The sequence below is a fragment of the Pseudactinotalea sp. HY158 genome, from assembly GCF_009660225.1.
In the GTDB taxonomy this organism is placed as follows: domain Bacteria; phylum Actinomycetota; class Actinomycetes; order Actinomycetales; family Beutenbergiaceae; genus HY158.
On sequence record NZ_CP045920.1, the window covers coordinates 1,071,866 to 1,093,504 of the forward strand.

At 71.5% G+C, this 21,639-nt stretch carries 23 protein-coding genes; 19 read left to right on the forward strand and 4 right to left on the reverse strand.

Annotated features, from left to right (window positions below; translation table 11 throughout):
• Position 1: 1 nt before the first annotated feature.
• The 15 genes from GCE65_RS04765 to GCE65_RS04835 all read left to right on the forward strand — a co-directional run bounded on the left by GCE65_RS04765 (position 2) and on the right by GCE65_RS04835 (position 12,178).
• Positions 2–769, forward strand: coding sequence for an L-threonylcarbamoyladenylate synthase (locus tag GCE65_RS04765; protein ID WP_153877569.1), 768 nt, complete (start codon positions 2–4; stop codon positions 767–769).
• Positions 766–1,911, forward strand: coding sequence for an MraY family glycosyltransferase (locus GCE65_RS04770; RefSeq protein WP_153877570.1), 1,146 nt, complete (start codon positions 766–768; stop codon positions 1,909–1,911). Before GCE65_RS04765 ends, GCE65_RS04770 begins: the two co-directional genes overlap by 4 nt.
• A 10-nt stretch (positions 1,912–1,921) precedes the next feature.
• Entirely contained in the window at positions 1,922–2,506 is a 585-nt protein-coding gene (locus tag GCE65_RS04775) for a hypothetical protein (protein WP_153877571.1), read from the forward strand.
• A gap of 152 nt (positions 2,507–2,658) precedes the next feature.
• Positions 2,659–3,453, forward strand: a complete 795-nt coding sequence (atpB, locus tag GCE65_RS04780; protein ID WP_152817653.1) for a F0F1 ATP synthase subunit A — start codon at positions 2,659–2,661, stop codon at positions 3,451–3,453.
• Between the two features lie 61 nt (positions 3,454–3,514).
• Positions 3,515–3,718 carry an ATP synthase F0 subunit C gene (gene atpE / locus GCE65_RS04785; protein WP_152817654.1) on the forward strand — a complete coding sequence of 68 codons (204 nt, stop codon included), beginning with the start codon at positions 3,515–3,517 and terminating at the stop codon, positions 3,716–3,718.
• 66 nt (positions 3,719–3,784) lie between these two features.
• Entirely contained in the window at positions 3,785–4,354 is a 570-nt protein-coding gene (locus GCE65_RS04790; RefSeq protein WP_152817655.1) for a F0F1 ATP synthase subunit B, read from the forward strand.
• Entirely contained in the window at positions 4,354–5,169 is an 816-nt protein-coding gene (locus GCE65_RS04795) for a F0F1 ATP synthase subunit delta (protein ID WP_152817656.1), read from the forward strand. The genes GCE65_RS04790 and GCE65_RS04795 overlap by 1 nt, the downstream gene beginning before the upstream one ends.
• 70 nt (positions 5,170–5,239) lie before the next feature.
• Positions 5,240–6,877, forward strand: a complete 1,638-nt coding sequence (gene atpA, locus GCE65_RS04800; protein ID WP_152817657.1) for a F0F1 ATP synthase subunit alpha — start codon at positions 5,240–5,242, stop codon at positions 6,875–6,877.
• A 2-nt stretch (positions 6,878–6,879) separates the two neighbouring features.
• Positions 6,880–7,773 (forward strand): F0F1 ATP synthase subunit gamma, encoded by an 894-nt coding sequence (locus tag GCE65_RS04805; RefSeq protein WP_152817658.1) that lies wholly within the window; start codon positions 6,880–6,882, stop codon positions 7,771–7,773.
• Positions 7,774–7,793: 20 nt separating this feature from the next.
• Entirely contained in the window at positions 7,794–9,272 is a 1,479-nt protein-coding gene (atpD, locus tag GCE65_RS04810) for a F0F1 ATP synthase subunit beta (protein ID WP_152817659.1), read from the forward strand.
• A 39-nt stretch (positions 9,273–9,311) separates the two neighbouring features.
• Positions 9,312–9,584 carry a F0F1 ATP synthase subunit epsilon gene (locus GCE65_RS04815; RefSeq protein WP_153877572.1) on the forward strand — a complete coding sequence of 91 codons (273 nt, stop codon included), beginning with the start codon at positions 9,312–9,314 and terminating at the stop codon, positions 9,582–9,584.
• Positions 9,585–10,004 (forward strand): DUF2550 family protein, encoded by a 420-nt coding sequence (locus GCE65_RS04820; RefSeq protein WP_153877574.1) that lies wholly within the window; start codon positions 9,585–9,587, stop codon positions 10,002–10,004. It abuts the gene before it with no gap.
• Between the two features lie 7 nt (positions 10,005–10,011).
• Positions 10,012–10,704 carry an endonuclease NucS gene (gene nucS, locus GCE65_RS04825; RefSeq protein WP_153877575.1) on the forward strand — a complete coding sequence of 231 codons (693 nt, stop codon included), beginning with the start codon at positions 10,012–10,014 and terminating at the stop codon, positions 10,702–10,704.
• Positions 10,705–10,731: 27 nt separating this feature from the next.
• Positions 10,732–11,910, forward strand: coding sequence for an N-acetylglucosamine-6-phosphate deacetylase (locus GCE65_RS04830; RefSeq protein ID WP_153877577.1), 1,179 nt, complete (start codon positions 10,732–10,734; stop codon positions 11,908–11,910).
• The gene (locus GCE65_RS04835) at positions 11,891–12,178 is read left to right on the forward strand and encodes a hypothetical protein (RefSeq protein WP_152817661.1); all 288 of its coding nucleotides are present in this window, start codon (positions 11,891–11,893) and stop codon (positions 12,176–12,178) included. The genes GCE65_RS04830 and GCE65_RS04835 overlap by 20 nt, the downstream gene beginning before the upstream one ends.
• Before the next feature lie 126 nt (positions 12,179–12,304).
• On the opposite strand, the gene GCE65_RS04840 is transcribed toward GCE65_RS04835, so the two are convergent.
• On the reverse strand, positions 12,305–12,544 hold the full coding sequence (locus tag GCE65_RS04840) for a YrhK family protein (protein WP_370460188.1): 240 nt from the start codon (positions 12,542–12,544) through the stop codon (positions 12,305–12,307).
• 205 nt (positions 12,545–12,749) lie between these two features.
• On the opposite strand from GCE65_RS04840, the gene GCE65_RS04845 reads away from it, so the two are divergent.
• Positions 12,750–13,160: a pilus assembly protein CpaE gene (locus GCE65_RS04845; RefSeq protein WP_152909531.1), complete on the forward strand. Its 411-nt coding sequence runs from the start codon at positions 12,750–12,752 to the stop codon at positions 13,158–13,160.
• Positions 13,161–13,231: 71 nt separating this feature from the next.
• Here GCE65_RS04845 and pepN read toward each other — a convergent pair whose 3' ends face one another.
• The 3 genes from pepN to GCE65_RS04860 form a co-directional block, all read right to left on the reverse strand.
• Positions 13,232–15,781 (reverse strand): aminopeptidase N, encoded by a 2,550-nt coding sequence (pepN, locus tag GCE65_RS04850; RefSeq protein WP_153877580.1) that lies wholly within the window; start codon positions 15,779–15,781, stop codon positions 13,232–13,234.
• Between the two features lie 101 nt (positions 15,782–15,882).
• On the reverse strand, positions 15,883–16,305 hold the full coding sequence (locus GCE65_RS04855; protein WP_153877581.1) for a hypothetical protein: 423 nt from the start codon (positions 16,303–16,305) through the stop codon (positions 15,883–15,885).
• 3 nt (positions 16,306–16,308) lie between these two features.
• Complete coding sequence (locus tag GCE65_RS04860) at positions 16,309–17,946, reverse strand: hypothetical protein (RefSeq protein ID WP_153877583.1); 1,638 nt, start codon at positions 17,944–17,946, stop codon at positions 16,309–16,311.
• Positions 17,947–18,083: 137 nt separating this feature from the next.
• Here GCE65_RS04860 and GCE65_RS04865 point away from each other — a divergent pair, with 137 nt between their 5' ends.
• From GCE65_RS04865 to GCE65_RS04875, 3 genes are read left to right on the forward strand one after another with little or no spacing between them, the layout of a single operon-like run.
• Positions 18,084–19,685: a hypothetical protein gene (locus tag GCE65_RS04865; RefSeq protein WP_153877585.1), complete on the forward strand. Its 1,602-nt coding sequence runs from the start codon at positions 18,084–18,086 to the stop codon at positions 19,683–19,685.
• Positions 19,682–20,704: a hypothetical protein gene (locus GCE65_RS04870; protein WP_152909536.1), complete on the forward strand. Its 1,023-nt coding sequence runs from the start codon at positions 19,682–19,684 to the stop codon at positions 20,702–20,704. The genes GCE65_RS04865 and GCE65_RS04870 overlap by 4 nt, the downstream gene beginning before the upstream one ends.
• A 19-nt stretch (positions 20,705–20,723) precedes the next feature.
• A complete protein-coding gene (locus GCE65_RS04875) occupies positions 20,724–21,638 on the forward strand; it encodes a tetratricopeptide repeat protein (RefSeq protein ID WP_153877586.1) in 915 nt (304 codons plus the stop codon).
• Position 21,639 lies beyond the last annotated feature (1 nt).

Below are 21,639 nucleotides of genomic sequence, written 5' to 3' on the forward strand. Positions count from 1 at the left end.
CGTGAGCGAACTGCGTGACTGCACGGATCCCGCGACCTGGTGGCCGCATCTGGACGAGGCCACCCGCGCCCTGGCCGGCGGCGGCCTGGCCGTCATACCCACGGACACGGTCTACGGGATCGCGGCCGACGCCTTCACCCCCGCGGCGGTGAGCCGGCTGCTCGCGGCGAAGGGGCGGGGCCGGAACATGCCGCCGCCGGTGCTCATCGGCGACGTGCGCACGATGGACGGCCTGGCGACCGACGTTCCCGCCGCGGCCCGTGCGCTGGCCGAGAAGTTCTGGCCCGGCCCGCTCACCCTCATCCTCAGCGCCCAGCCCTCCCTCGTCTGGGACCTCGGGGAGACGGAGGGCACCGTCGCCCTGCGGGTACCCGATCACGAGTTCGCGCTCGCCCTGCTGCGGCGCACCGGCCCGCTGGCCGTCTCGAGCGCGAACAAGTCCGGTCGCGCCGCGGCGCGGACGGCCGCCGCCGCGCGGGCCCAGCTGGGCGGGTCCGTGCGGGTCTACCTCGACGGCGGACCCGTGAGCGGCGGGGTGCCCTCGACGATCGTCGACGCGAGCACCGGCGTGCTGCGGATCGTGCGCGAGGGGGCCCTGAGCGTCGCCGAGCTGGCCGCCGTCGCCCCGGAGCTCGCCGCCGGCGACCAGGACTCGGCCACGGCGGGCGAGCCGGCGCCGCCGGAGCCCGAGGCGCCCGCCGTCCTGGCCGGGAGCGACCCGCCGCCGGATCTGATCGGGGCGCCTGCCGAGCAGGACGAGCCTGCGTGAGGATCTACCTCCTGCTCATGGCGATCGCGGCCGCGGTGACCTACCTGGCCACCCCGCTCGCGCGCAGCCTCGCGCAGAAGGTGCATGCCGTGACCCCGGTGCGCTCCCGGGACGTCCACAGCGTGCCCACCCCGCGGCTCGGCGGGGTCGCCATGTTCGCGGGCCTCGTGGTCGCGATGGTCGTCGCCTCGACCATGCCGTTCCTGGAGACGGTCTTCGCCGACGGGCTGCCCTGGGCGATCCTCGGATGCGCCGGCCTCGTCTGCCTGCTCGGCGTCGCCGACGACATCTGGGACCTCGATTGGATCACGAAGCTCATCGGCCAGATGCTCGCCGCCGGGCTGCTCGCCTGGCAGGGGGTCCAGCTCATCACCTTTCCGATCTTCGGGCTGACGATCGGCTCCTCCCGGCTCTCGCTCATCGCCACGGTCGTCGTGGTCGTCGTCGTGATCAACGCCGTCAACTGGGTCGACGGACTCGACGGCCTGGCCGCCGGGCTCATGGCCATCGGGGGAGCGGCGTTCTTCATCTACAGCTACATGCTCACCCGCACGGACAACCCGACCGACTACTCCAACCTGGCCACGGTCGTCATCGCCTGCCTCGTGGGCGTGTGCCTCGGCTTCCTGCCCCACAACTTCCACCCCGCCTCGCTGTTCATGGGGGACTCCGGGGCGATGTTCCTCGGCTTCACGGTCTCGGCCGCGGCCATCGTCGTGACCGGACAGATCGACCCGGCCGTGCTCACGACCACGACGGCGCTGCCCGCCTTCCTCCCGCTGCTGCTGCCCTTCGCCGTGCTGCTGCTGCCGCTGCTCGACATGGTCATCACCACGATGCGGCGGCTCGCGAAGGGGCATTCGCCGTTCCACGCGGACCGGACCCACCTGCATCACCGACTGCTCGACTTCGGTCACTCCCACCGCAATGCCGTGCTCATCATGTACACGTGGGCGACCCTCATCGCGTTCAGCGCCGCCGCCCTCGCGATCTTCCCCGGCGTCTGGGTGGCGGTGGTCACGGGGATTGGACTCCTCCTCGCGATCGGGGTTACCGTCCGGCTGCCGAGGGCCGCACGCGCGCGGGCCCAGTCCCCCGCGACCGCGTCGCCCTCGAGCGACCCGGCCTCACCACGATCATGATCGGACAGCCATGAGCCCCAGCGCACCGAATGCGGACTCCTACGTCAACACCCCCGAGATCCTCGCGTTGATCAGACGGGTCTTCGTCGGCCTGATCATCCTCACCTGCGCCCTCGGGGCGGCCGGGCTCGTGGCCGGCGCGCTGATCGCCGGGTGGCCCGGCGTGTGGGCCGCGCTCATCGCCGCCGCGCTCGGGCTGTTCTTCACCGGCACGACCGTCGGCGGCCTCTACCTCGTGGCCGGGCGCGGCATGCACCTGCTCATGGCGGTGCTGCTCGGCGGCTGGATGGTCAAGATGGTCATCCTCGGCGTCGTCGTGTTCTGGCTTCGCGGCCAGGAGTTCTACCATCGGGGGACCTTCGCGGCCACGATCCTCGCGATCGTCATCGGCGCGCTCATCGTCGAGATCGTGCTCGTCGCCCGCGCCCGGATCCCGTACGTGGGTGGAGCGCAACCGGCTCCCGCGGTGACCTCTGTCACAGCGAACCCGCGGCCGCCGGTGGCCGGGGACGGTCCGGCGCGGGTGCAGCCCCGCGATCGCGCCGATTCCGGGCCGTCGAGCCCGGCGGCGCGGACGGGTGACGAACCGGAGTGACTGCGGCCATAGTCGACCCTGGCCGGGGGAGGGCCCCGATCGGGTAACCTGGCCACGTACTTTTGCACGTATCGCAAGCGGTTCGCGCGACGCCGCCTCCCCCGGAGATGAACCACTGCCTGAGATCGCTGGAGAGCATTCTGTCTACTGGTATGAACGCCCTGCCGGTCCTCGCTGAGGGTGGCGGCCTGCACACCCCGGGCATCGACGAGTTCTTTCCCACCCCGCTGTGGGAGAGCGGAATCCTCACCTTCGACCGGATCATGCTCGTCCGCCTGGTCGTGGCCGGTCTCCTCATCCTGCTGCTGTGGCTCGGGACCCGCAAGGCCACGCTCGTTCCGAGCCGGGGCCAGGCCGCCGTCGAGTTCGGCCTCGACTTCGTGCGCGTGCAGATCGCCGAGCAGGTCCTCGGGAAGCGCCGCGGGCGCCCGTACGTGCCCATGCTCACGGCGATGTTCTTCCTCATCCTCGCGATGAACATCGCGGGTATCGTGCCCGGGCTCAACACGGCCGGGACCGCGCGGATGGGGCTGCCGCTGCTGCTCGCCGTCGTCGTGCTCGTCGTCTACCTCGTCGCGGGCGTGCGCAAGCAGGGCCTCGGGCGCTACCTCAAGTCGCAGCTGTTCCCGCCGGGGATCCCGGCGGTCGCCTACGTCCTCATCACCCCGATCGAGGCCCTCCAGGTCTTCGTGATCCGGCCCGCGACGCTCGCGATCCGGTTGCTCGCGAATATGATGGCCGGGCACCTGATGCTCGTGCTCACCTACGCCGCGACCCAGTTCCTGCTCCTCGAATCGGCCGGTCTCATGAAGATCGCCAGCCCGCTCGCGTTCGCGGGCGCGCTGTTCATCACGCTCTTCGAGATCTTCGTCGCGCTGCTGCAGGCGTACATCTTCACCCTGCTCGCGGCGATCTACCTCAACTTCGCCCTCGAAGAATCGCACTGATCCGCTTCACCCGCCTCACCCCACTCGACGCTCCGCCGGGGCGTCCTACGGAAGGAAGTTCATGGAAGGCAATATCGCAACCATTGGTTACGGCCTCGCGACGATCGGTCCGGGCATCGGCCTGGGCATCGTGTTCGGCCAGACCCAGATCGCCACGGCGCGTCAGCCCGAGGTCGCCGGTCGGCTCTTCACCAACATGATGATCGGTGCCGCGCTGATCGAGGTGCTGGGTCTGCTCGGTCTCGTCGCCGGCCTCATCTTCTGATCGGGTGCGGCTAGTCCCCGACTGCGACGCATGCCAGTTCAGCCCCATCGACATCAGGAGTAACCGATGAATCTCGCGGAGCCACTGCCCGTGGCCGAGATCAGTGGACTCGACGTCCTCATCCCCGCCGGCTTCGACCTGTTCTGGTCGGCCGTCGTCACCGTCGTGATCGGGTTCTTCTTCTTCAAGTACCTCATGCCGAAGATGACGGCCCTGCTCGACGAGCGGACCGCCAAGATCGAGGGCGGACTGGAACTCGCGCAGAAGGCCCAGGCCGAGGCCGCCGCGGCGCAGTCCGAGAAGGAGGCCGAACTCGTGGCCGCCCGTCGGGAGGCCGCGGGCATTCGGGACGAGGCCAACGCCGAGGGCAAGGTGATCCGGGGCGAGGCCCGCGACCAGGCCCAGGCGGAGGCCGCGCGCATCCTCGAGTCGGCTCAGCGCCAGATCGAGGCGGAGCGGGCATCCGCGGTCGTCTCGCTGCGCGAGGAGGTGGGGTCGCTCGCGAGCGAACTGGCCTCCCGGATCGTGGGCGAGGCGCTCGCCGAGGACGCACGCCAGTCCCGCGTGATCGATCGCTTCCTGGACGAGTTGGACGGAACCCTCACGGCCACCGAGTCGACCGCCAAGGAGTCCTGATGCGCGCGACCTCCTCGGCCAGCCTGGCCGCCGCCGCGGGCCGGTGGGAGCCGGTCGTCACGGGTGCGGGCCCGCAGGCCGCCGACTACGGCCGGCAGCTGTTCGCGGTCGTCGACGTGCTCGACTCCTCGGCGGGCCTGCGGCGTGCGCTGACCGAGCCCACGCGGGAGGGGGAGGCGAAGGCCCGACTCGTCACGGACGTGTTCGGGGCGACGGTCGCCGAACCGGTCGCCGACCTGATCGCGGGCCTCGCCCGCGACCGGTGGTCGGACGAACGGGACCTGACCGACGCCGTCGAGGAACTCGCGATCACTTCCCTGCTCGTGGCCGCCGACTCCCGTGACGGGATCGCCGACCTCGAGGAGGACGTCTTCCGGATCGTGCGGCTCCTGGCCGAGGAACGGGAGCTGCGGCTGAGCCTGTCGAACCGCGACCTTCCCGCCGAGCGCCGAGTCGACCTGGTGCGGTCGGTCTTCGGCGAGCGGATCGGTTCGGAGGCGTTCGACCTGGTGAGCCGGGTCGTCGCAGCACCGCGGGGGCGCACCCTCACGGCGGGACTCATGCGCGTCGCCGAACACGCCGCCACCCGGCGCAACCGGCTCCTGGCCGTGGTCACGGCCGCGGTCCCGCTCTCCCGAGCACAGCAGGACCGGTTGGGCGCGATGCTCTCGAGCGCCTATGGTCGCACCATGCAGGTCAATGTCGCCGTGGACCCCGCCCTCGTGGGCGGTCTGCGGATCCAGGTGGGCGACGAGCTCGTGGACGCCACCGTGCTCACCCGCCTCGACGAGGCACGCCGGCGCTTGGCCGGCTGACCACAAGCTTTTTGGACTTCGCCCCGCTGGATACCACTCGAGCGGTGAAAAGGAAGAGGAATCCCCACTCATGGCTGAACTGACGATCAAGCCCGAGGAGATCCGGGCTGCGCTCGACAGCTTCGTGAGCTCCTATGAGCCGGCCACCAGCGCGCGCGAGGAGGTCGGCACGGTCACGATGGCCGCCGACGGAATCGCGCAGGTCGAGGGTCTGCCCGGCGTCATGGCGAACGAGCTGCTCCGTTTCGAGGACGGCACCCTGGGCCTGGCCCTGAACCTCGACGTCCGCGAGGTCGGCGTCGTCGTGCTCGGCGAGTTCGCCGGGATCGAGGAGGGACAGCAGGTGCGCCGGACCGGCGACGTGCTCTCCGTCGAGGTCGGCGAAGGATATCTGGGCCGGGTCGTCGACCCGCTCGGGAACCCGATCGACGGTCTCGGCGAGATCGCCACCGACGGCCGGCGGGCCCTGGAACTCCAGGCCCCCGGGGTCATGGACCGCAAGTCGGTGCACGAGCCGCTGCAGACCGGCCTCAAGGCGATCGACGCGATGATCCCGGTCGGTCGGGGTCAGCGTCAGCTCATCATCGGTGACCGCCAGACGGGCAAGACGCAGATCGCCCTCGACACGATCATCAACCAGAAGGCGAACTGGGCCTCGGGCGACCCGACGAAGCAGGTCCGCTGCATCTACGTCGCCGTCGGCCAGAAGGGCTCGACCATCGCCTCCGTGCGCGGCGCCCTCGAGGAGGCCGGCGCGCTCGAGTACACGACGATCGTCGCCGCCCCCGCCTCCGACCCGGCCGGCTTCAAGTACATCGCCCCCTACACCGGCTCGGCCATCGGCCAGCACTGGATGTACCAGGGCAAGCACGTGCTCATCGTGTTCGACGACCTGTCGAAGCAGGCGGAGGCCTACCGCGCCGTCTCCCTGCTGCTGCGCCGGCCGCCGGGCCGCGAGGCCTACCCGGGCGACGTGTTCTACCTGCACTCGCGGCTCCTCGAGCGCTGCGCGAAGCTCTCGGACGACCTCGGCGCCGGGTCGATGACCGGGCTGCCGATCATCGAGACGAAGGCGAACGACGTCTCGGCGTACATCCCGACGAACGTCATCTCGATCACCGACGGACAGATCTTCCTCCAGTCCGACCTCTTCAACGCGAACCAGCGACCGGCGGTCGACGTCGGCATCTCGGTGTCGCGGGTGGGCGGCGACGCCCAGGTCAAGGCGATGAAGTCGGTCTCGGGAACGCTCAAGCTCGAGCTCGCCCAGTACCGCTCGCTCGAGGCGTTCGCGATGTTCGCCTCGGACCTCGACCCCGCCTCCCGCGCCCAGCTCACGCGCGGCGCCCGGCTCATGGAGCTGCTCAAGCAGCCGCAGCTGTCGCCGTACGACGCCGAGGACCAGGTCATCTCGATCTGGGCGGGCACGAACGGGCACTTCGACCACGTTCCGCTGCCGGACGTGAGCCGATTCGAGGCCGAGCTCATCGACTACTTCCGTCGCAACACCGACGTCATCGACGTGCTCGCCTCGACCGGCAAGCTCGACGACGACACCCGCGCGAAGCTGGAGAGCGGCGTCGAGAAGTTCAAGAGCACCTTCCTGACGAGTGACGGCTCCGGCGTCTCAGGCGGCGACGCGCCCGCGGGTGACGGTGAGGACGTCGACATCGATCAGGAGCAGATCGTCAAGCAGAAGCGGGGCTGAGAATGGCTGGCTCCCAGCGGATCTACAAGCAGCGGATCCGATCGACCGAGACGCTCAAGAAGATGTTCCGCGCCATGGAACTCATCGCGGCCTCCCGGATCGGGAAGGCGCGCGCCCGCGCCGAGCAGGCCTACCCGTACGCACGGGCGATCACCCGCGCCGTCTCGGCGGTGGCCACGCACTCGGACGCCGAGCACGTGCTCACCACGGAGCGGCCCGACACGAACCGGGTCGCCGTGCTCGTCGTGACGGCCGACCGCGGGATGGCCGGGGCCTACTCGGCCACGATCCTGCGGGAGGCCGAGCGCCTGCGCGATCAGCTCCGCGACGAGGGCAAGGAGCCGGTGCTGTACGTCACCGGCCGGCGCGGCGTCAACTACTTCACGTTCCGCGGGGCCGAGGTGCACCAGTCCTGGACCGGCGACTCGGACAACCCGAGCGCCGACGTGGCGCGGGAGGTGGCCAAGACGCTCCTCAAGGCCTTCACGGCACCGGCGGACATGGGCGGCGTGGCCGAACTGCACGTGGTCTACACCCGGTTCCAGTCGATGGTCGCCCAGGAGCCCCGCGTCGTGCGGATGCTCCCGCTCGAGGTGGTCGAGGGCGTCACCCCCGCCGCGGAGAAGGCGCTCCCGCTCTACGACTTCGAGCCGAGCTCGGAGGGCGTGCTGGACGCGCTGCTGCCGCGCTACATCGAAAGCCGCATCTTCAACGCGATGCTCCAAGCCTCCGCCTCCGAACTGGCGGCGCGGCAGCGGGCAATGCACACGGCGACTGAGAACGCCGAGGACCTCATCCGTAAGTACACGCGTCTGGCTAACACGGCCAGGCAGGCAGAGATCACCCAGGAGATCAGCGAGATCGTCTCCGGGGCCGATGCCCTGGCCGCGAGCTGAAGACAGAAGGACGAAACCCCATGACTGCCACCGCCTCTGACACCCCGGCGCCCTCCTCGCCCGGCGCGGGCATCGGCCGCGTCGCCCGCGTGATCGGCCCCGTCGTCGACATCGAGTTCCCGCCGGACGCGATCCCCGACATCTACAACGCCCTCAAGACCACGATCGACCTGAGCGCTCAGAGCGAGGGCGAAGAGGCGTTCGAGATGACCCTCGAGGTCGCCCAGCACCTGGGCGACAACGTCGTGCGCGCCATCGCCCTCAAGCCGACCGACGGGCTCGTCCGCGGCGCCGAGGTGCGCGACTCCGGCGAGGCGATCTCGGTGCCCGTGGGCGACGTGACCAAGGGCAAGGTCTTCAACGTCATCGGCGAGGTGCTCAACCTCGCCGAGGGCGAGACCCTCGAGGTGTCCGAGCGCTGGCCGATCCACCGCAAGCCCCCGGCATTCGATCAGCTCGAGTCGAAGACCCAGATGTTCGAGACCGGCATCAAGGTCATCGACCTGCTCACCCCGTACGTCCAGGGTGGCAAGATCGGCCTCTTCGGCGGCGCCGGCGTGGGCAAGACCGTGCTCATCCAGGAGATGATCCAGCGCGTCGCCCAGAACCACGGCGGTGTGTCGGTGTTCGCCGGGGTCGGCGAGCGCACCCGTGAGGGCAACGACCTCATCGTCGAGATGGAGGAGGCGGGGGTCTTCGACAAGACCGCCCTGGTGTTCGGCCAGATGGACGAGCCGCCGGGCACGCGACTGCGCGTGGCCCTCTCGGCCCTGACCATGGCCGAGTACTTCCGCGATGTGCAGAACCAGGACGTGCTGCTGTTCATCGACAACATCTTCCGGTTCACCCAGGCCGGCTCCGAGGTGTCCACGCTGCTGGGCCGCATGCCCTCGGCGGTGGGCTACCAGCCGAACCTGGCCGACGAGATGGGTGTGCTGCAGGAGCGGATCACCTCGACCCGCGGCCACTCCATCACCTCGCTGCAGGCGATCTACGTGCCCGCCGACGACTACACCGACCCGGCGCCGGCGACGACGTTCGCGCACCTGGACGCGACCACGAACCTCTCCCGTGAGATCGCCTCGCGCGGCCTCTACCCGGCCGTGGACCCGCTGGCCTCGACCAGTCGCATCCTCGACCCCCGCTACGTCGGGGAGGACCACTACCGGGTCGCGACCGCGGTCAAGTCGATCCTGCAGAAGAACAAGGAACTGCAGGACATCATCGCCATCCTCGGCATCGACGAGCTCTCCGAGGAGGACAAGGTCACGGTCAACCGGGCCCGCCGGATCGAGCAGTTCCTCTCGCAGAACACGTACATGGCCGAGAAGTTCACGGGCGTGACCGGCTCGACCGTGCCGCTGACCGAGACGATCGAGGCCTTCGACAAGATCGCCCTCGGCGAGTACGACCACGTGGCGGAGCAGGCCTTCTTCAACATCGGTGGCCTCGAGGACCTCGAGCGCAACTGGGCCCGTATCCAGTCCGAGCTGCGCTGATCGCCCGGCCGAGACAGCAGACGAACGAGAGGGTGAACCGTGGCTTTGAGCGTTGAGGTGGTCGCCACCGACCGCACGGTGTGGGCCGGTGAGGCGAGTGCCATCACGGCCCCCGCCTCCGAGGGCTCGATCGGCATCCTGCCCGGACACCAGCCCGTGCTCGCGGTGCTGCGCCCGGGCACGGTGCTGGTCACGCCCACGGGCGGGGAGAAGGTCGAGCTCGAGGTCGGCGGCGGATTCGTCTCGGTCGACCACGACATCGTGACCATCGTCATCGACGCGACGGTCGAGTCCGGAACCGACGCCGATTAGATGATCCTGCGAGCCGGCTTGATCACCCTGGCGGGGATCGCTGTGGTCGGCTTCGCCCTGACCGGATTGTATTTCTGGCGCCTGCGCGCCATCGGCTCGCGGGTGGGATCGTTCGAATGCGCCCTCCTCCTGGGTGACCGCTGGTTCGCCGGCATCGCGACCTACACACGAGACCACCTCGCCTGGCACGAGGTGGTCTCGTTGTCCATCCAGCCCCAGCGCACCTTCGACCGCCGCGAGCTGCTCATCCTGGCCCGGCGGGCGCGTCGCATCGAGGAGCGCACGAGCCAGGTGAGCGAGGCCCACTGCCGCTACCGGGGCGAGGAGTTCTACCTCGCCGCACCCGATGGGGCGATCGACGGCCTCGTCTCCTGGCTCGAGGCCAGCCCGCCCGATTCCCGAACCTCCCGCGTGATCTGAGAGAACCGTGCGCATCGTCGTTGCCGAATGCGCGGTCGACTACACCGGCCGCCTCACCGCCCACCTCCCGCGCGCGACGCGGGTGCTCATGCTCAAGTCCGACGGTTCGGTGCTCGTGCACTCCGACGGCGGCTCCTATAAGCCCCTCAACTGGATGAGCCCGCCCTGCTCGCTGGCCGTGGCCGAACCGGACCCCGAGCAGGCGGCGACGGGCGTGCGGCAGGTGTGGAACGTCGTCCAGACGAAGACCGACGACCGGCTCCAGGTGTGGATCTACGAGGTGCTCGCCGACGACCGGCACGAGCTCGGGATCGACCCCGGGCTCATCAAGGACGGCGTCGAGGCGCACCTGCAGAAGCTGCTCGCGGAGCAGGTCGACCTGCTCGGGGCGGGCCACGCGCTCGTGCGCCGGGAGTACCCGACCGCGATCGGCCCGGTCGACCTGCTCACCCGCACCGACGGCGGCCACGTCGCGGTGGAGATCAAGCGGCGCGGCGAGATCGACGGGGTCGAGCAGCTCACCCGCTACCTCGAGCTCCTCAACCGGGACCCGCTGCTCGCGCCGGTCACCGGGGTGTTCGCGGCGCAGGAGATCAAGCCGCAGGCCCGGGTGCTCGCCGAGGACCGGGGGATCCGGTGCCTCGTGCTGGATTACGATGCCATGAGGGGAATCGACGACGTCGAGTCCCGCCTGTTCTAGCAGTCCGAGTATTCGAGAGGAGCCCAGGTGGAGGCGCTACGCGGCCGGGTGGTCACCCCGGAGAACGTGATCGAGGACGGCGTCCTCGGCTTCTCGGGTGGCGTGATCACCCACGTGGGAACCTGGGCGGGTGCCCCCGAGCCGGTGCGCGCGGCCGCCCCCGCCGCGCCCCGGGCCGGGGAGCTGCTGCTGCCCGGGCTCGTCGACGTGCACAATCACGGCGGCGGCGGGGCGTCGATCCCCGACAGTTCCACCCCGGAGGAGATCGCGGTCGCCGTGGCCGAGCACCGCCGGCACGGCACGACGCGGATGATCGCCTCGCTCGTCACCGCCGGCGGCGACGCACTCGTGGAGAAGGTCGCGATGCTCGCCGACGTGGCGGAGGCCGGCGTGATCGCCGGCATCCACCTCGAGGGACCGTTCATCTCGGTCGCCCGGTGCGGGGCGCAGAACCCGGCGCACATCACCGGCGGCGACCCGGAGCTGACGGCGCGGGTGCTGCGCGCGGGGCGCGGGCACGTGCGCACGATGACCCTCGCCCCGGAGACGGAGAACCTGCTCGGGGCGGGAGGCGTCGTCGACACGCTCATCGTCGGCGGGGCGCTGCCCTCCTTCGGCCACACGGACGCGGATGCGCAGGTCATGCGCACGGCGTTGACCGAGACGGCCGCGATGCTCGCGGGCAGTGGGCGGCGCGCGACTGTGACCCACCTGTTCAACGGGATGCGTACGATCCACCACCGCGACCCCGGGCCGGTGCCGGCGGCGCTCGCCGCGGCGCGGGAGGGGGAGGTCGTCGTCGAGCTCGTCGCCGACGGCGCGCACCTGCACCCGGAGCTCGTGACCGACGTGTTCACGCTGGCAGGCTCGGCGAATATCGCGCTCGTGACCGATGCGATGGCGGCCGCGGGGATGGCCGACGGGGCCTATCGGCTCGGGAGCCTCGACGTCGTGGTCTCCGGCGGCATCGCCAGGCTCGCGGAGGGCGGCTCGATCGCCGGCGGCACGGCGCACCTGCTCGACGTCGTGCGCACGAGCGTGCGCGGGGGAGTGGGGCTCGTGGACGCGGTCGGGGCGGCTTCGGTCGTTCCGGCCGGCGTGATCGATCCCGATCCGCGATTCGGTGCGCTGCGCGTGGGCAACTCCGCCGAGATCGTGCGCACGAGTGCCGACCTCGAGCTGCTCGATGTCGTCGCGCCGGCGTAGGAAGCGCCCCTACGACGAGCCGCATCCGGAGCTCGACGTGGACGCCGTGCTGCGGGGCGGGGCCCGGACCGAGTCGGCCCGGGACGGCACGTGGACCGTGCGCACGGTGACGTCCACCGAGAAGGTGTACACGTGCCCGGGCTGTCACCGGCCGATCCCACCGGGCGTGCGGCACGTGGTCGCCTTCCGGCAGGACCACCTGCTCGGCGAGGAGGCCGGGCTGGCCGACCGGCGGCACTGGCACCCGGGCTGCTGGCGCACGCGCTGAGCAGGCGCGGACGCGGGGGGCAGCGGTCGCTCGGCGGCGTGGCGCGTACTGGTCGGTACCAGGCGGGTGCCCGGTGGGAGACCGGGTTCCCGTCGTCGACGACGGCCCCCTGCGGTCGGTGCCCGGTCAGAAGTCGTTACCGGCGGCCGCTGCGGAGCCTGCGTGTGGGTGGTAGCGCTGCAAGTGCACATGCCTGGTCAATCGGATGAGCGGCCGGATGAGCATCTCCACACTGCCGAGCACGAACAGCCAGGTTCCTGCGTAGACGGTGGAGTCGGAGAAGAACAGGAAGCTGCCGACGAGGAACCAGAGCGCGATCAGGATGTCGTTGGCGATGCTCAGGAACTCGTACCGCTGTCGGATCACCAGCTCCTGGGCGCCGAGGTGAATCACGTATGCATGCGGTGCCCTGTTCGAGTTCGGCTGAGGCATCGGCTCACCCTCCGTTGTGGCCACAGCCGGCCCGCAACGATGCTCGGGTGGCTGCTGGATTCGCAATGAGACTCTAGCCGAGGCGCGATGGCGGCGGTCGATTCGCGGGCGTTCGACGGACCCTGAGTAGGGTGGGTCGATGATCAGCGACGACCACGCCCGGGACCTCCGCGACTCCGGCCTGGCCTGGCATCCCGCGCCGGGGGACCGGTTCCGGGTCGAGGCGGCGGCGCTGGGTGAGGAGGTGTTCATCCTCTCCGACATGGTGATCGAGGCCCGCGCCCATCCCACGGGGACGGTGCTCGCCTTCAACGGCACGACGGAGTGGGCGCTCGACTCGGTGGCCATGGAGCAGGCGCTGTGGCTGCCCCGGGAGGATCAGCTCCGCGCCTTCCTGGGGGAGGCGTTCCGCGGCCTGCACCGCACGGGAGACGGATTCCGCGTGCGCACCCGCCTCGGCGACGAGCCGGCCGCGGCATTCACCGCGGCCGACCCCGAGGACGCCTACGCCGCGGCCCTGCTCGACCTGCTGCATCGCGCCATCGACTGAGAGCCCGGGCCCCGACCGGGGAAGACCGCCGCCGCCGGGCGCGGACTCTGCTCCCCGCTCGGCGGCAGCGCTCAGCCCGCGTCGAAGGCCTGGGCCGCCAGTGCCCGCGCCATGTCCGCCGCGCCCTCGCGCACGTACCGCTTCGCGGCGGGGTTCGCCGGGGACGTCTGGAGCCACTCGGTCACCCGCGCGAGCACCTCGGGGGAGGCGAGCGGCATCGGGAACATGAGCTCGAGCGCGGTCGAGGCCCGCTGCACGCCCTTCTCCTCCCACAGGGTGTCCGCCGCGGTCAGGTACTCCTCGAGCAGCGGGGCCAGGTACTCGCCCTGCCCGGGGGTCGCGAAGCCGGCCGCGATCTGGCGCTGCGTCTCGTTCGGCAGGTCGTCACGGACCATGGCGTCGTGGAACGCCCGGGCCTTCGAGGCGGCGTCCGGGCGGACGGCGCGGGCGAGCGCCGCCCGTTCCCGGCCCGAGATCGTGTTGTCGCGGGCGAGTTCGGCGTCGATCTCGGCCTCGCCGTGGACTCCGGCGCGGGCGAGCGCGACGACGAGCGTCCAGCGCAGATCCGTGTCGACGGTCAGCCCGGCGAGACCCCGCGAGCCGTCGAGCAGGCCCGCGAGCAGGTCCAGGGCGGACGGCGAGTGCGCGATCCCGGCCAGCGCGCGGGCGAACGAGAGCTGGTGGTCGCTGCCGGGCTCGGCGCCCTCGAGGAGGGCGACCAGGCCGGCCTCCCAGCGGGCCCGCAGCTCGTCGCGGTGGTCCGGATCGGAGTAGTACTCGACGGCGGTGCGCACGTACATCGGCAGCCGCGCCACGGCCGTCGAGTCGGTCTCCGAGCCGGCGCCCGCGAGCACGAGGGTGACGAAGTCGCGCGCACGCAACTGGCCGTCGCGGGTCATGTCCCACGCCGCTCCCCACAGCAGGGCCCGGGCGAGGGAGTCGGAGACGACGTCGATGTGGGCGATCGCGGTGGCGAGCGACCGCTCGTCCAGGCGGATCTTCGCATAGGTGAGGTCGCCGTCGTTCAGCAGCAACAGATCGGGCCGGCGGACGCCCGCCAACGCGGCGATCGTCGTCAGCTCGCCGTCGATGTCGACCTCGAGCCGCTCGCGCAGCTCGAGCCGCCCGCCGGTCAGGTCGTACAGGCCGATGCCGATGCGGTGACGGCGCAGCGTCGGGAAGTCCTCGCTCGCCCGCTGCCGCACAGCGAACGAGGCGTAGTCGTCGCCGGCGAGGGAGAACTCGGGGCTGAGCGTGTTCACGCCGGAGGTCTTGAGCCATTCCTCGGCCCACGTGCCGAGCTCCCGGCCGCTCGCGGCCTCGAGCGCCTCGAGCAGGTCCGCGAACTCGGTGTTGCCCCACGCGTGCTCGGCGAAGTACCGGCGCAGGCCGGTGACGAACTCCTCCTCACCGACCCAGTGCACGAGCTGCTTGAGCGTGGAGGCGCCCTTGGCGTAGGTGATGCCGTCGAAGTTCACCTCGACCGCCTCGAGGTCGACGTTGTCGGCCGCGATCGGGTGCGTCGAGGGCAGCTGGTCCTGCCGGTAGGCCCAGTTCTTGCGGGCGTTGGTGAAGCCCGTCCACACGTCGGTGTACTTCGTGGCGTGGGCCATCGCGTGGTGGGAGGCCCACTCCGCGAAGGACTCGTTCAGCCACAGGTCGTCCCACCACTTCATCGTGACGAGGTCGCCGAACCACATGTGCGCCATCTCGTGCAGGATCGTGTTCGCGCGCTGCTCGTAGAACGCGTGCACCTGCCGGGAACGGGGCAGGTACTCGTCGCGGAACGTGACCGCGCCCGCGTTCTCCATCGCGCCCATGTTGTACTCCGGCACGTAGAGCTGGTCGTACTTGCCGAAGGCGTAGGGCACCCCGAACGTGTGCTCGAAGAACTCGAAGCCCTGCTTGGTCACCTCGAGCAGCTCGTCGAGATCGAGGTGCTCCTTGATCGACCGGCGGCAGTAGTGCCCGAGCGCGATCTCACCGCCCGCGCCCTCGTACGAGTGATGAACGCAGTGGTACTCGCCGGCGATGATCGCGGTGATGTAGGTCGACATCCGCTTCGTCGGCTCGAATCGCCAGATCGCCGTTCCCTCCCCGGCCCCGCCGGCCGGCTCCGGGGTGGGTGAGGGGGCGTTGGAGACGACGACCCAGTGGGCCGGGGCGGTGACGGTGAACGTGAAGACCGACTTGAGGTCGGGCTGCTCGAAGTTCGCGTAGACGCGGCGGGCGTCCGGCACCTCGAACTGGGAGTAGAGGTAGACCCGGTCGTCGGCCGGGTCGACGAACCGGTGCAGGCCCTCGCCCGTGCGCGAATAGGGCAGCCGGGCGCGCACGGTCAGCTCGTTCTCGCCGCGCAGGCCGGTCAGTTCGATGCGCGAGTCGCGGTACACGCGCGCCGGGTCCAGCCGCTCCGAGTTGAACGTGATCTCGAGGTCGCTCGCGTCGACCAGGTCGACGAACGTGCTCGCCTCCTCCTCCCGGGAGCGGAACCGCAGCACCGTGGTGCTGAGGAAATGCGTCTCGCCCACCGTCAGGTCGAGCGAGATGTCGTAGGAGTCGGCGGTCAGCAGTGACGCGCGGGCATGCGCTTCGGCCCGCGTGAGATTCGTTCCAGGCATGGATTCATCATGTCACCCCGCGCGCGGGCCGCCGCACGCCCGGCTGGTGGGTCGTGCCCGTGGTGCCCGCGGTGCCCGTGATGCCAGTGATGCCAGGATCGCTAGCCGCGCCAGCCGGGCAGGAGCCGCTCGAGGGCGTCGACGAGGTCGATCGACTCGCCGTCCTTGCCGCCCTGCCCGAGCACGAGCGGGGCGGGCACCGGCTCGGGCCGCACCCCGCGGATCCGGTCGAGCACGCTCAACGGGGCGGTGAGCACGTAGAAGTCGCCCTCCTCGCCGAGTGCGGCCCTGCGGTCTCGCCGCAGGTACCAGCCGGTGAACGGGGTCCGGGCGCTGCCGCGGCCCCCGTATCCCTGCACCCGCAGCGGCTCGGCCGGCAGCCGGGCCGCACGGGCACGTTCGAGGAACCGCTCGATGAACTCCGCTGCCTCGGCGTGCTCGGCCGCCTGACGTGCCTCCAGCCGGGCGGCGTGCTCGGCCGCCGCCCGGGTCCGCTCGGCCCGCCAGTCCTCGGCCCGGGTCATCGGCTAGGAGGACCGGGTGCGATCGGCTGCAGCCGTCGACTCCGCCTCGGAATCGTCGGCCGTGTCGCCCGTGTCGCCCGTGTCGTTCGAGTCGGCTGTGTCGCCTGTGTTGGCCGTGTCGTTCGAGTCATCGGTCGCCGGGGACCCGACGGAATCCACCGAATCCACGGACTCGACCGACTCGACCGACTCGACCGACGGGACGGAGGCCGCCGAGGAACCCGCCGGGGCCGATTCGACCGTGGCGGCCGACGCGGCGGACTGTGCCGACCCCGCCGACCCCACCGACCCCACAGACCCCACAGACCCCACAGACCCCACAGACCCCACAGACCCTGTCGGCTCCGCCGGCCCCGCCGAGTCGGTCGGGCTCGCGTACTCCTCGTAGGGCACTGCGTTCGCCAGCGCGGTGGCGCCGGAGTCGTCGCCGGTGCCGAGCAGGCCCCGGAGCTCGTCGAGGTAGGTGGTGATCGACTCGCGCTGCTGATTCAGCACGTCGAGCTCGCTCTGGGCGGTGCGACGCTCGCGGTCCACCCGGGCCACGGTCTCGGTGCGGAGCTGGTCGGCGTCCTCCTTGGCCTCCCGGGTGATCCGGTCCGAGGCCGCGCGGGCCGCGGTGAGGATCTGCTCGGCGCGCGCCTCGGCGGTCGAGCGGATCTCCTCGGCCTTGTCGAGGGCGGTGGCGACCCGGGTCTCCGCCGCGCGGGCGTGCTCCTGCGCGTCGGCGACCATGGCCGTGGTCTCGGCCTTGGCCTGCTCGTGGCGAGCCGAATCCTGCTGCTCGGCCTCCTCGTGGCGGCGCGCGAGCAGCACATCGGCCTCGTCCCGCTCGGCGGCGACGACCGCACGAACGGAACCCGCCTCGGTGGTGGCCGCGGCGATGAGTTCCTGCGCGGCCGTCTCGGCCGTCGCCCGGGTGAGTTCGGCCTCGCGGGCCGCGTCGGAGCGCAGCTGCTGGGCCTCGGCCTTGGCCTGCTCACGCAGCGCCGTGGCGGCCTCCTCGGCGGTCGCGGTCAGCTCCCGGGCCTCCTGCTCGGCGGTGACCCGCGCCTCGGTCAGCTCGCGCTCGGCGGAGGCGCGGCTCGTGCCGAGTTCCCGTTCGAGGCTTGCGGTGCGCTCGCTCACCTCGGTGGCGGCGGCGGACGTGATCCGGGCGGCCTCGCGTTCGGCGGAGCCGACCAGCTCCTCGGCCCGGCGCTGGGCGGCCTCGAGCACGCCGTCGACCTGACTCGCCGTGGCGGCCACGCGAGCCTCGGCGTCGCGACGGGCGGCGGAGATGACGTCGGCGGCCTCGCTCTCGGCCTGGCCGGCGAGGGAGTCGGCCTGATGCTGGGCACGCTCGACGATGTCGCGTGCCTGGGTCTGCGCCTGTCCGATGAGGACGGCGGACTGTTCCTCGGCGGACCGCAGCAGCTGCTCGATCCTCGCCCCGAGCCCGGTATAGGACGGTTTCTCGTTCTCCTGGAGGAGGGCCTGGGTCTCGGCGAGCTGCCCGGACATGGTCACCGCGGCGGCGTCGAGGGCCTCCACCTGGGCTCGCGCCTCGTGCAACTGCCGGGTGAGGCCGTGCAGTTGTTCATCCACCTGAGCTCGGTCGTATCCGCGCATGACCACGGGAAACATCGGCTGTTCGTCGGCCATGGGCCGATCCTCCGCATCCGGGTGCTCCGGCACCCTCTCCTCCCCGGGGGTCCGTCCCGGGCTGACACTGGGGCTCAGCCTAACCGCTCTCACCCCGGCCGCCCTGTGGCGCAGATCACCGCAGTTGGGAGAAGGTGATGGAGATGCCGGGCCGGGTCGTGGTCGCGGTGCTCGTTCCCGTAGTCTTGACCGGCAATTACGTGGCCGACCTCGCCGCCGGCGAACGCTTGAGACAAGGAGTGCTGCGGACCGTGTTACGACGCATCATCGCGATCGCGCTCATCGTGGTCGGGCTGGCCGGCATCGCCGGCGCCATCGGATCCGCGACCGTGTGGAAGCCGGCGACCGTGGTCACGCTCGACCTGCCGGCGACGCCCGACGTGCCCTATGTGATCACCCGGCCCGGGGCGCTCACCGCCGTGAACGATTCGGTCGGGGTGACGGTCGTGGCCGCCGACTCCACGGAGCCCGTCGTGCTGGCACTCGGCCGGGCGGGCGACGTGACCGCCTGGGTCGGGGACAGCCCGCACTGGGTGATCACCGGCCTGCAGGACTGGGATCACCTGAGCTATTCCGTGGGAGCGCCGGCCGGTGAGCCCACGGACGACGCGACCGCTGGTCCCACGGAGGAGCCGACCGGGGACCCGGATGCCGCGGACGAGTCCGCGCCCGCGGACCCGGCGAACCCCGCCGGGTCGGACCTGTGGATCGACCAGGTCGAGGGGGTCGGCGAGATCCAGTACACGTGGTCGAAGGTCCCGGGCAGTTGGTCGATGCTCGTGGCCGGGGACGGCAGCGGTCCGGCACCGCAGGTCGAGCTCACCTGGGAGCGCGACGTTCCCACGCCGCTGCTCGTGCCCGGCATCATCGGCGGGGCCCTGCTCCTGCTCATCGGCCTGGCCCTGTTGTCGGCCGACCTCCTCGCCCGCCGGGAGGCGAGGCGCGCGCCCGCGGCGGACAGTTACGAGCCCGAGCTCACGGCTCAGCTCCAGGCGATCGATCCGGACCGGCCGCTCACCCGCCGAGAGCTGCGTGAGGCCGAGCGGGCCCGGGGTCGCCGCGGCGCCGCCGGGGCCCCGTCACAGCAGCGCTCCGACGCGACCGAGGTGATCCCCGCCGTCGGGGGACGGTCGGCGGAGGAATCGGCCGCGGCCGAGCTGGCCGCCTGGGCCGGCGGCGCGGCTGCCGGCTCCGGCGCTCCGGCACGGGCAGCCGGGGACCCGGCCGCGCGTGTCGATCCGGCCGATCTCGCCGTGCCGGCCTTCCTCGTGCCCACGACCGCGCCGGCAACGGATACGGCAGAGCCGGCAGAGCCCGCGGGTACGGCAGGTACGACAGCTCCGCGGTGGCCCGCCCTGGAGCGGACCGAGACGATTCCCGCAGTCTCGCTGGTAGAACCACTCGAACCTCGAGAATCAGCAGCACCATCAGAACCAGCAGCAGAACCAGTAGAACCGGCCGCACCCGCGCAGACGCGGCGCCGCTGGTGGCGGCGCCGCCGCACCGACGGTGAGCCCGGGCCCGGTGAGGGGCCGACGCGAACCGTGGCTGCGTCGTCCCTGCCCCCGGCGGAGCCGGACGAGCCCGAACCGAACGACTCCGAACCGAACCCGCGCGCCTCGGGCGCCTCGTGGCGGGCCACCTGGGGGATGGGCGCGGCCGAACGCCCCGGTCACGAGCCGGGCGAGCCCGATGACGGCGAGCCCGACGATGCCGGCGACAGCGAGGAGAAGCGATGAACGCGCGGAGGATCGTTGCCGCGACCGCCACGGGCATGGTCATCCTGCTGGGGTCGGCCGGACTGACCGGCTGCGCCGTGCCCGTGCCGCAGTCCACCCCGGAACCCGAGAGCACGACCGTCTACCCCGTGCTCGACGAGGGCCGCCTCGACCGGGTGCTCGCGTCCGTGCAGACGAGCCTCGCCGATGCGGATGCGGCCCTCGACCCCGACCTGCTGCCGCCCCGGATCACCGAACGGGCCGAGGCCGTCCGGGCCGCCGAGTACCGGCTCGCGAAGGCCACGAAGGACGACGAGGAGCCCTACACGCCCCAGCCGCTGGGAACCGACGACGTCGCGGCCGTCGTCGCGGCGACCGAGGACTGGCCCCGGACCGTCATGGTGGCGACGACCCCGCCCGCCGGCAGCAACGCGCCGCGGCTGCTCGTGCTCACCCAGCAGGAGCCCCGCGACGACTACTCGATGGTCGGCTGGGTGCGGCTCCTGCCCGGGGTGAGCACGCCGACCGTCGCGGCCTCGGAGATCGGGGTCGACCCGGTCGCCCCCGACGACCCGGGGCTCCTCATCGCCCCGGACGAGGTCGCCGCCGCCTATGCCGAGACGGTCGAGAAGGGGGACAAGGCCGACTCCGCGGACCTGTTCGCCGACGACATCTACCGCACGGCCCTGCGCGACGAGGTCAAGGCGCAGCAGAAGAGCCTCGAGGTGGCGGGCACGGTGAAGAACAAGGTGACGGCCCAGGACGGGGTCGCCGCCCTGGCCACCGCGGACGGCGGCGCGATCGTCTACGCCGGACTCACCTCGACCATGACCTATGAGCGGACCGTGGCCCGCTCGACCATGAAGGTCGGCAGCCAATACGCCGCCCTGAACGACGGCGAGGACGAAGTGGACGAGTCGATCACCGGAAGCTACCTTCATATGATCGCGTTCTACATCCCGCCCGCCGATGCCGGGGAGGACGCCCAGGTGAGCGTGCTCGGGGCCGAGCGGGTCCTGACCAAGGTGACCGCGAAATGACAACTAAGGAAGAACGTCGATGACTCAGCACGATCCCGCCGGACTCAACCTGCGCGGCGCCGTGGACCTCGCGGCCCTGACCGCTCCGAAGGCCGACCCGGTGGATGCGCCGGGAGGCCTCGTGATCGAGGTGACCGCCCAGTCCTTCGCCGACGCCGTGCAGCAGTCGATGGACGTGCCCGTCGTGCTCGACCTGTACTCCACCCGGTCGCCGGCCTCGGTCGAACTGAGCGGCGTGCTGGTCGACCTCGTCAAGGAGTTCGCCGGGAGGTTCGTGCTCGCCCGCGTCGCGGTCGACGCGAACCCGGAGATCGCCCAGGCCCTCCAGGTGCAGTCGCTGCCGACCACGGTCGCCGTGCTCAAGGGCCAGCCCGTGCCGCTGTTCCAGGGCGCCCACCCCATCGATCAGGTGCGCTCGATCCTGACCGAACTGCTCCGGGTCGCCGCCGAGAACGGCGTGACCGGCACGGTCGCCGCCGAGGAGGACGACGTGCCGCCGGCGCCGCCCGAGCCCGAGCTGCCGCCGCACATCCAGGCCGCCTACGACGCGATCGAGAACGACGACCTCGACGCCGCCACCGCGGCCTTCACGCAGGCCCTCGCCGCCGACCCCGGCGACGCCGAGGCGCGCGCGGGTCTCGCCCAGGTGACGCTGCTGACCCGGCTGGCCGGGGTCGACCCGGCGGCCGCGCTCAACGCCGCCCGCGACGCCTCGCCCGGCGACGCGGCCACTCAGCTCCTCGCCGCCGACGTCGAGCTCTCGACCGGGCGGTCGGCCGCGGCCTACGACCGGGTGCTCGCCGTGATCCGGGCGACCGCGGGCGACGACCGCGAGCTGGCCCGGCTCCGGCTGCTCGACCTGTTCACGCTCGCGCCGGAGGGCTCCCCGGAGGTCGCCGCCGCCCGCCGGCAGCTCGCCCTCGCCCTGTTCTGAG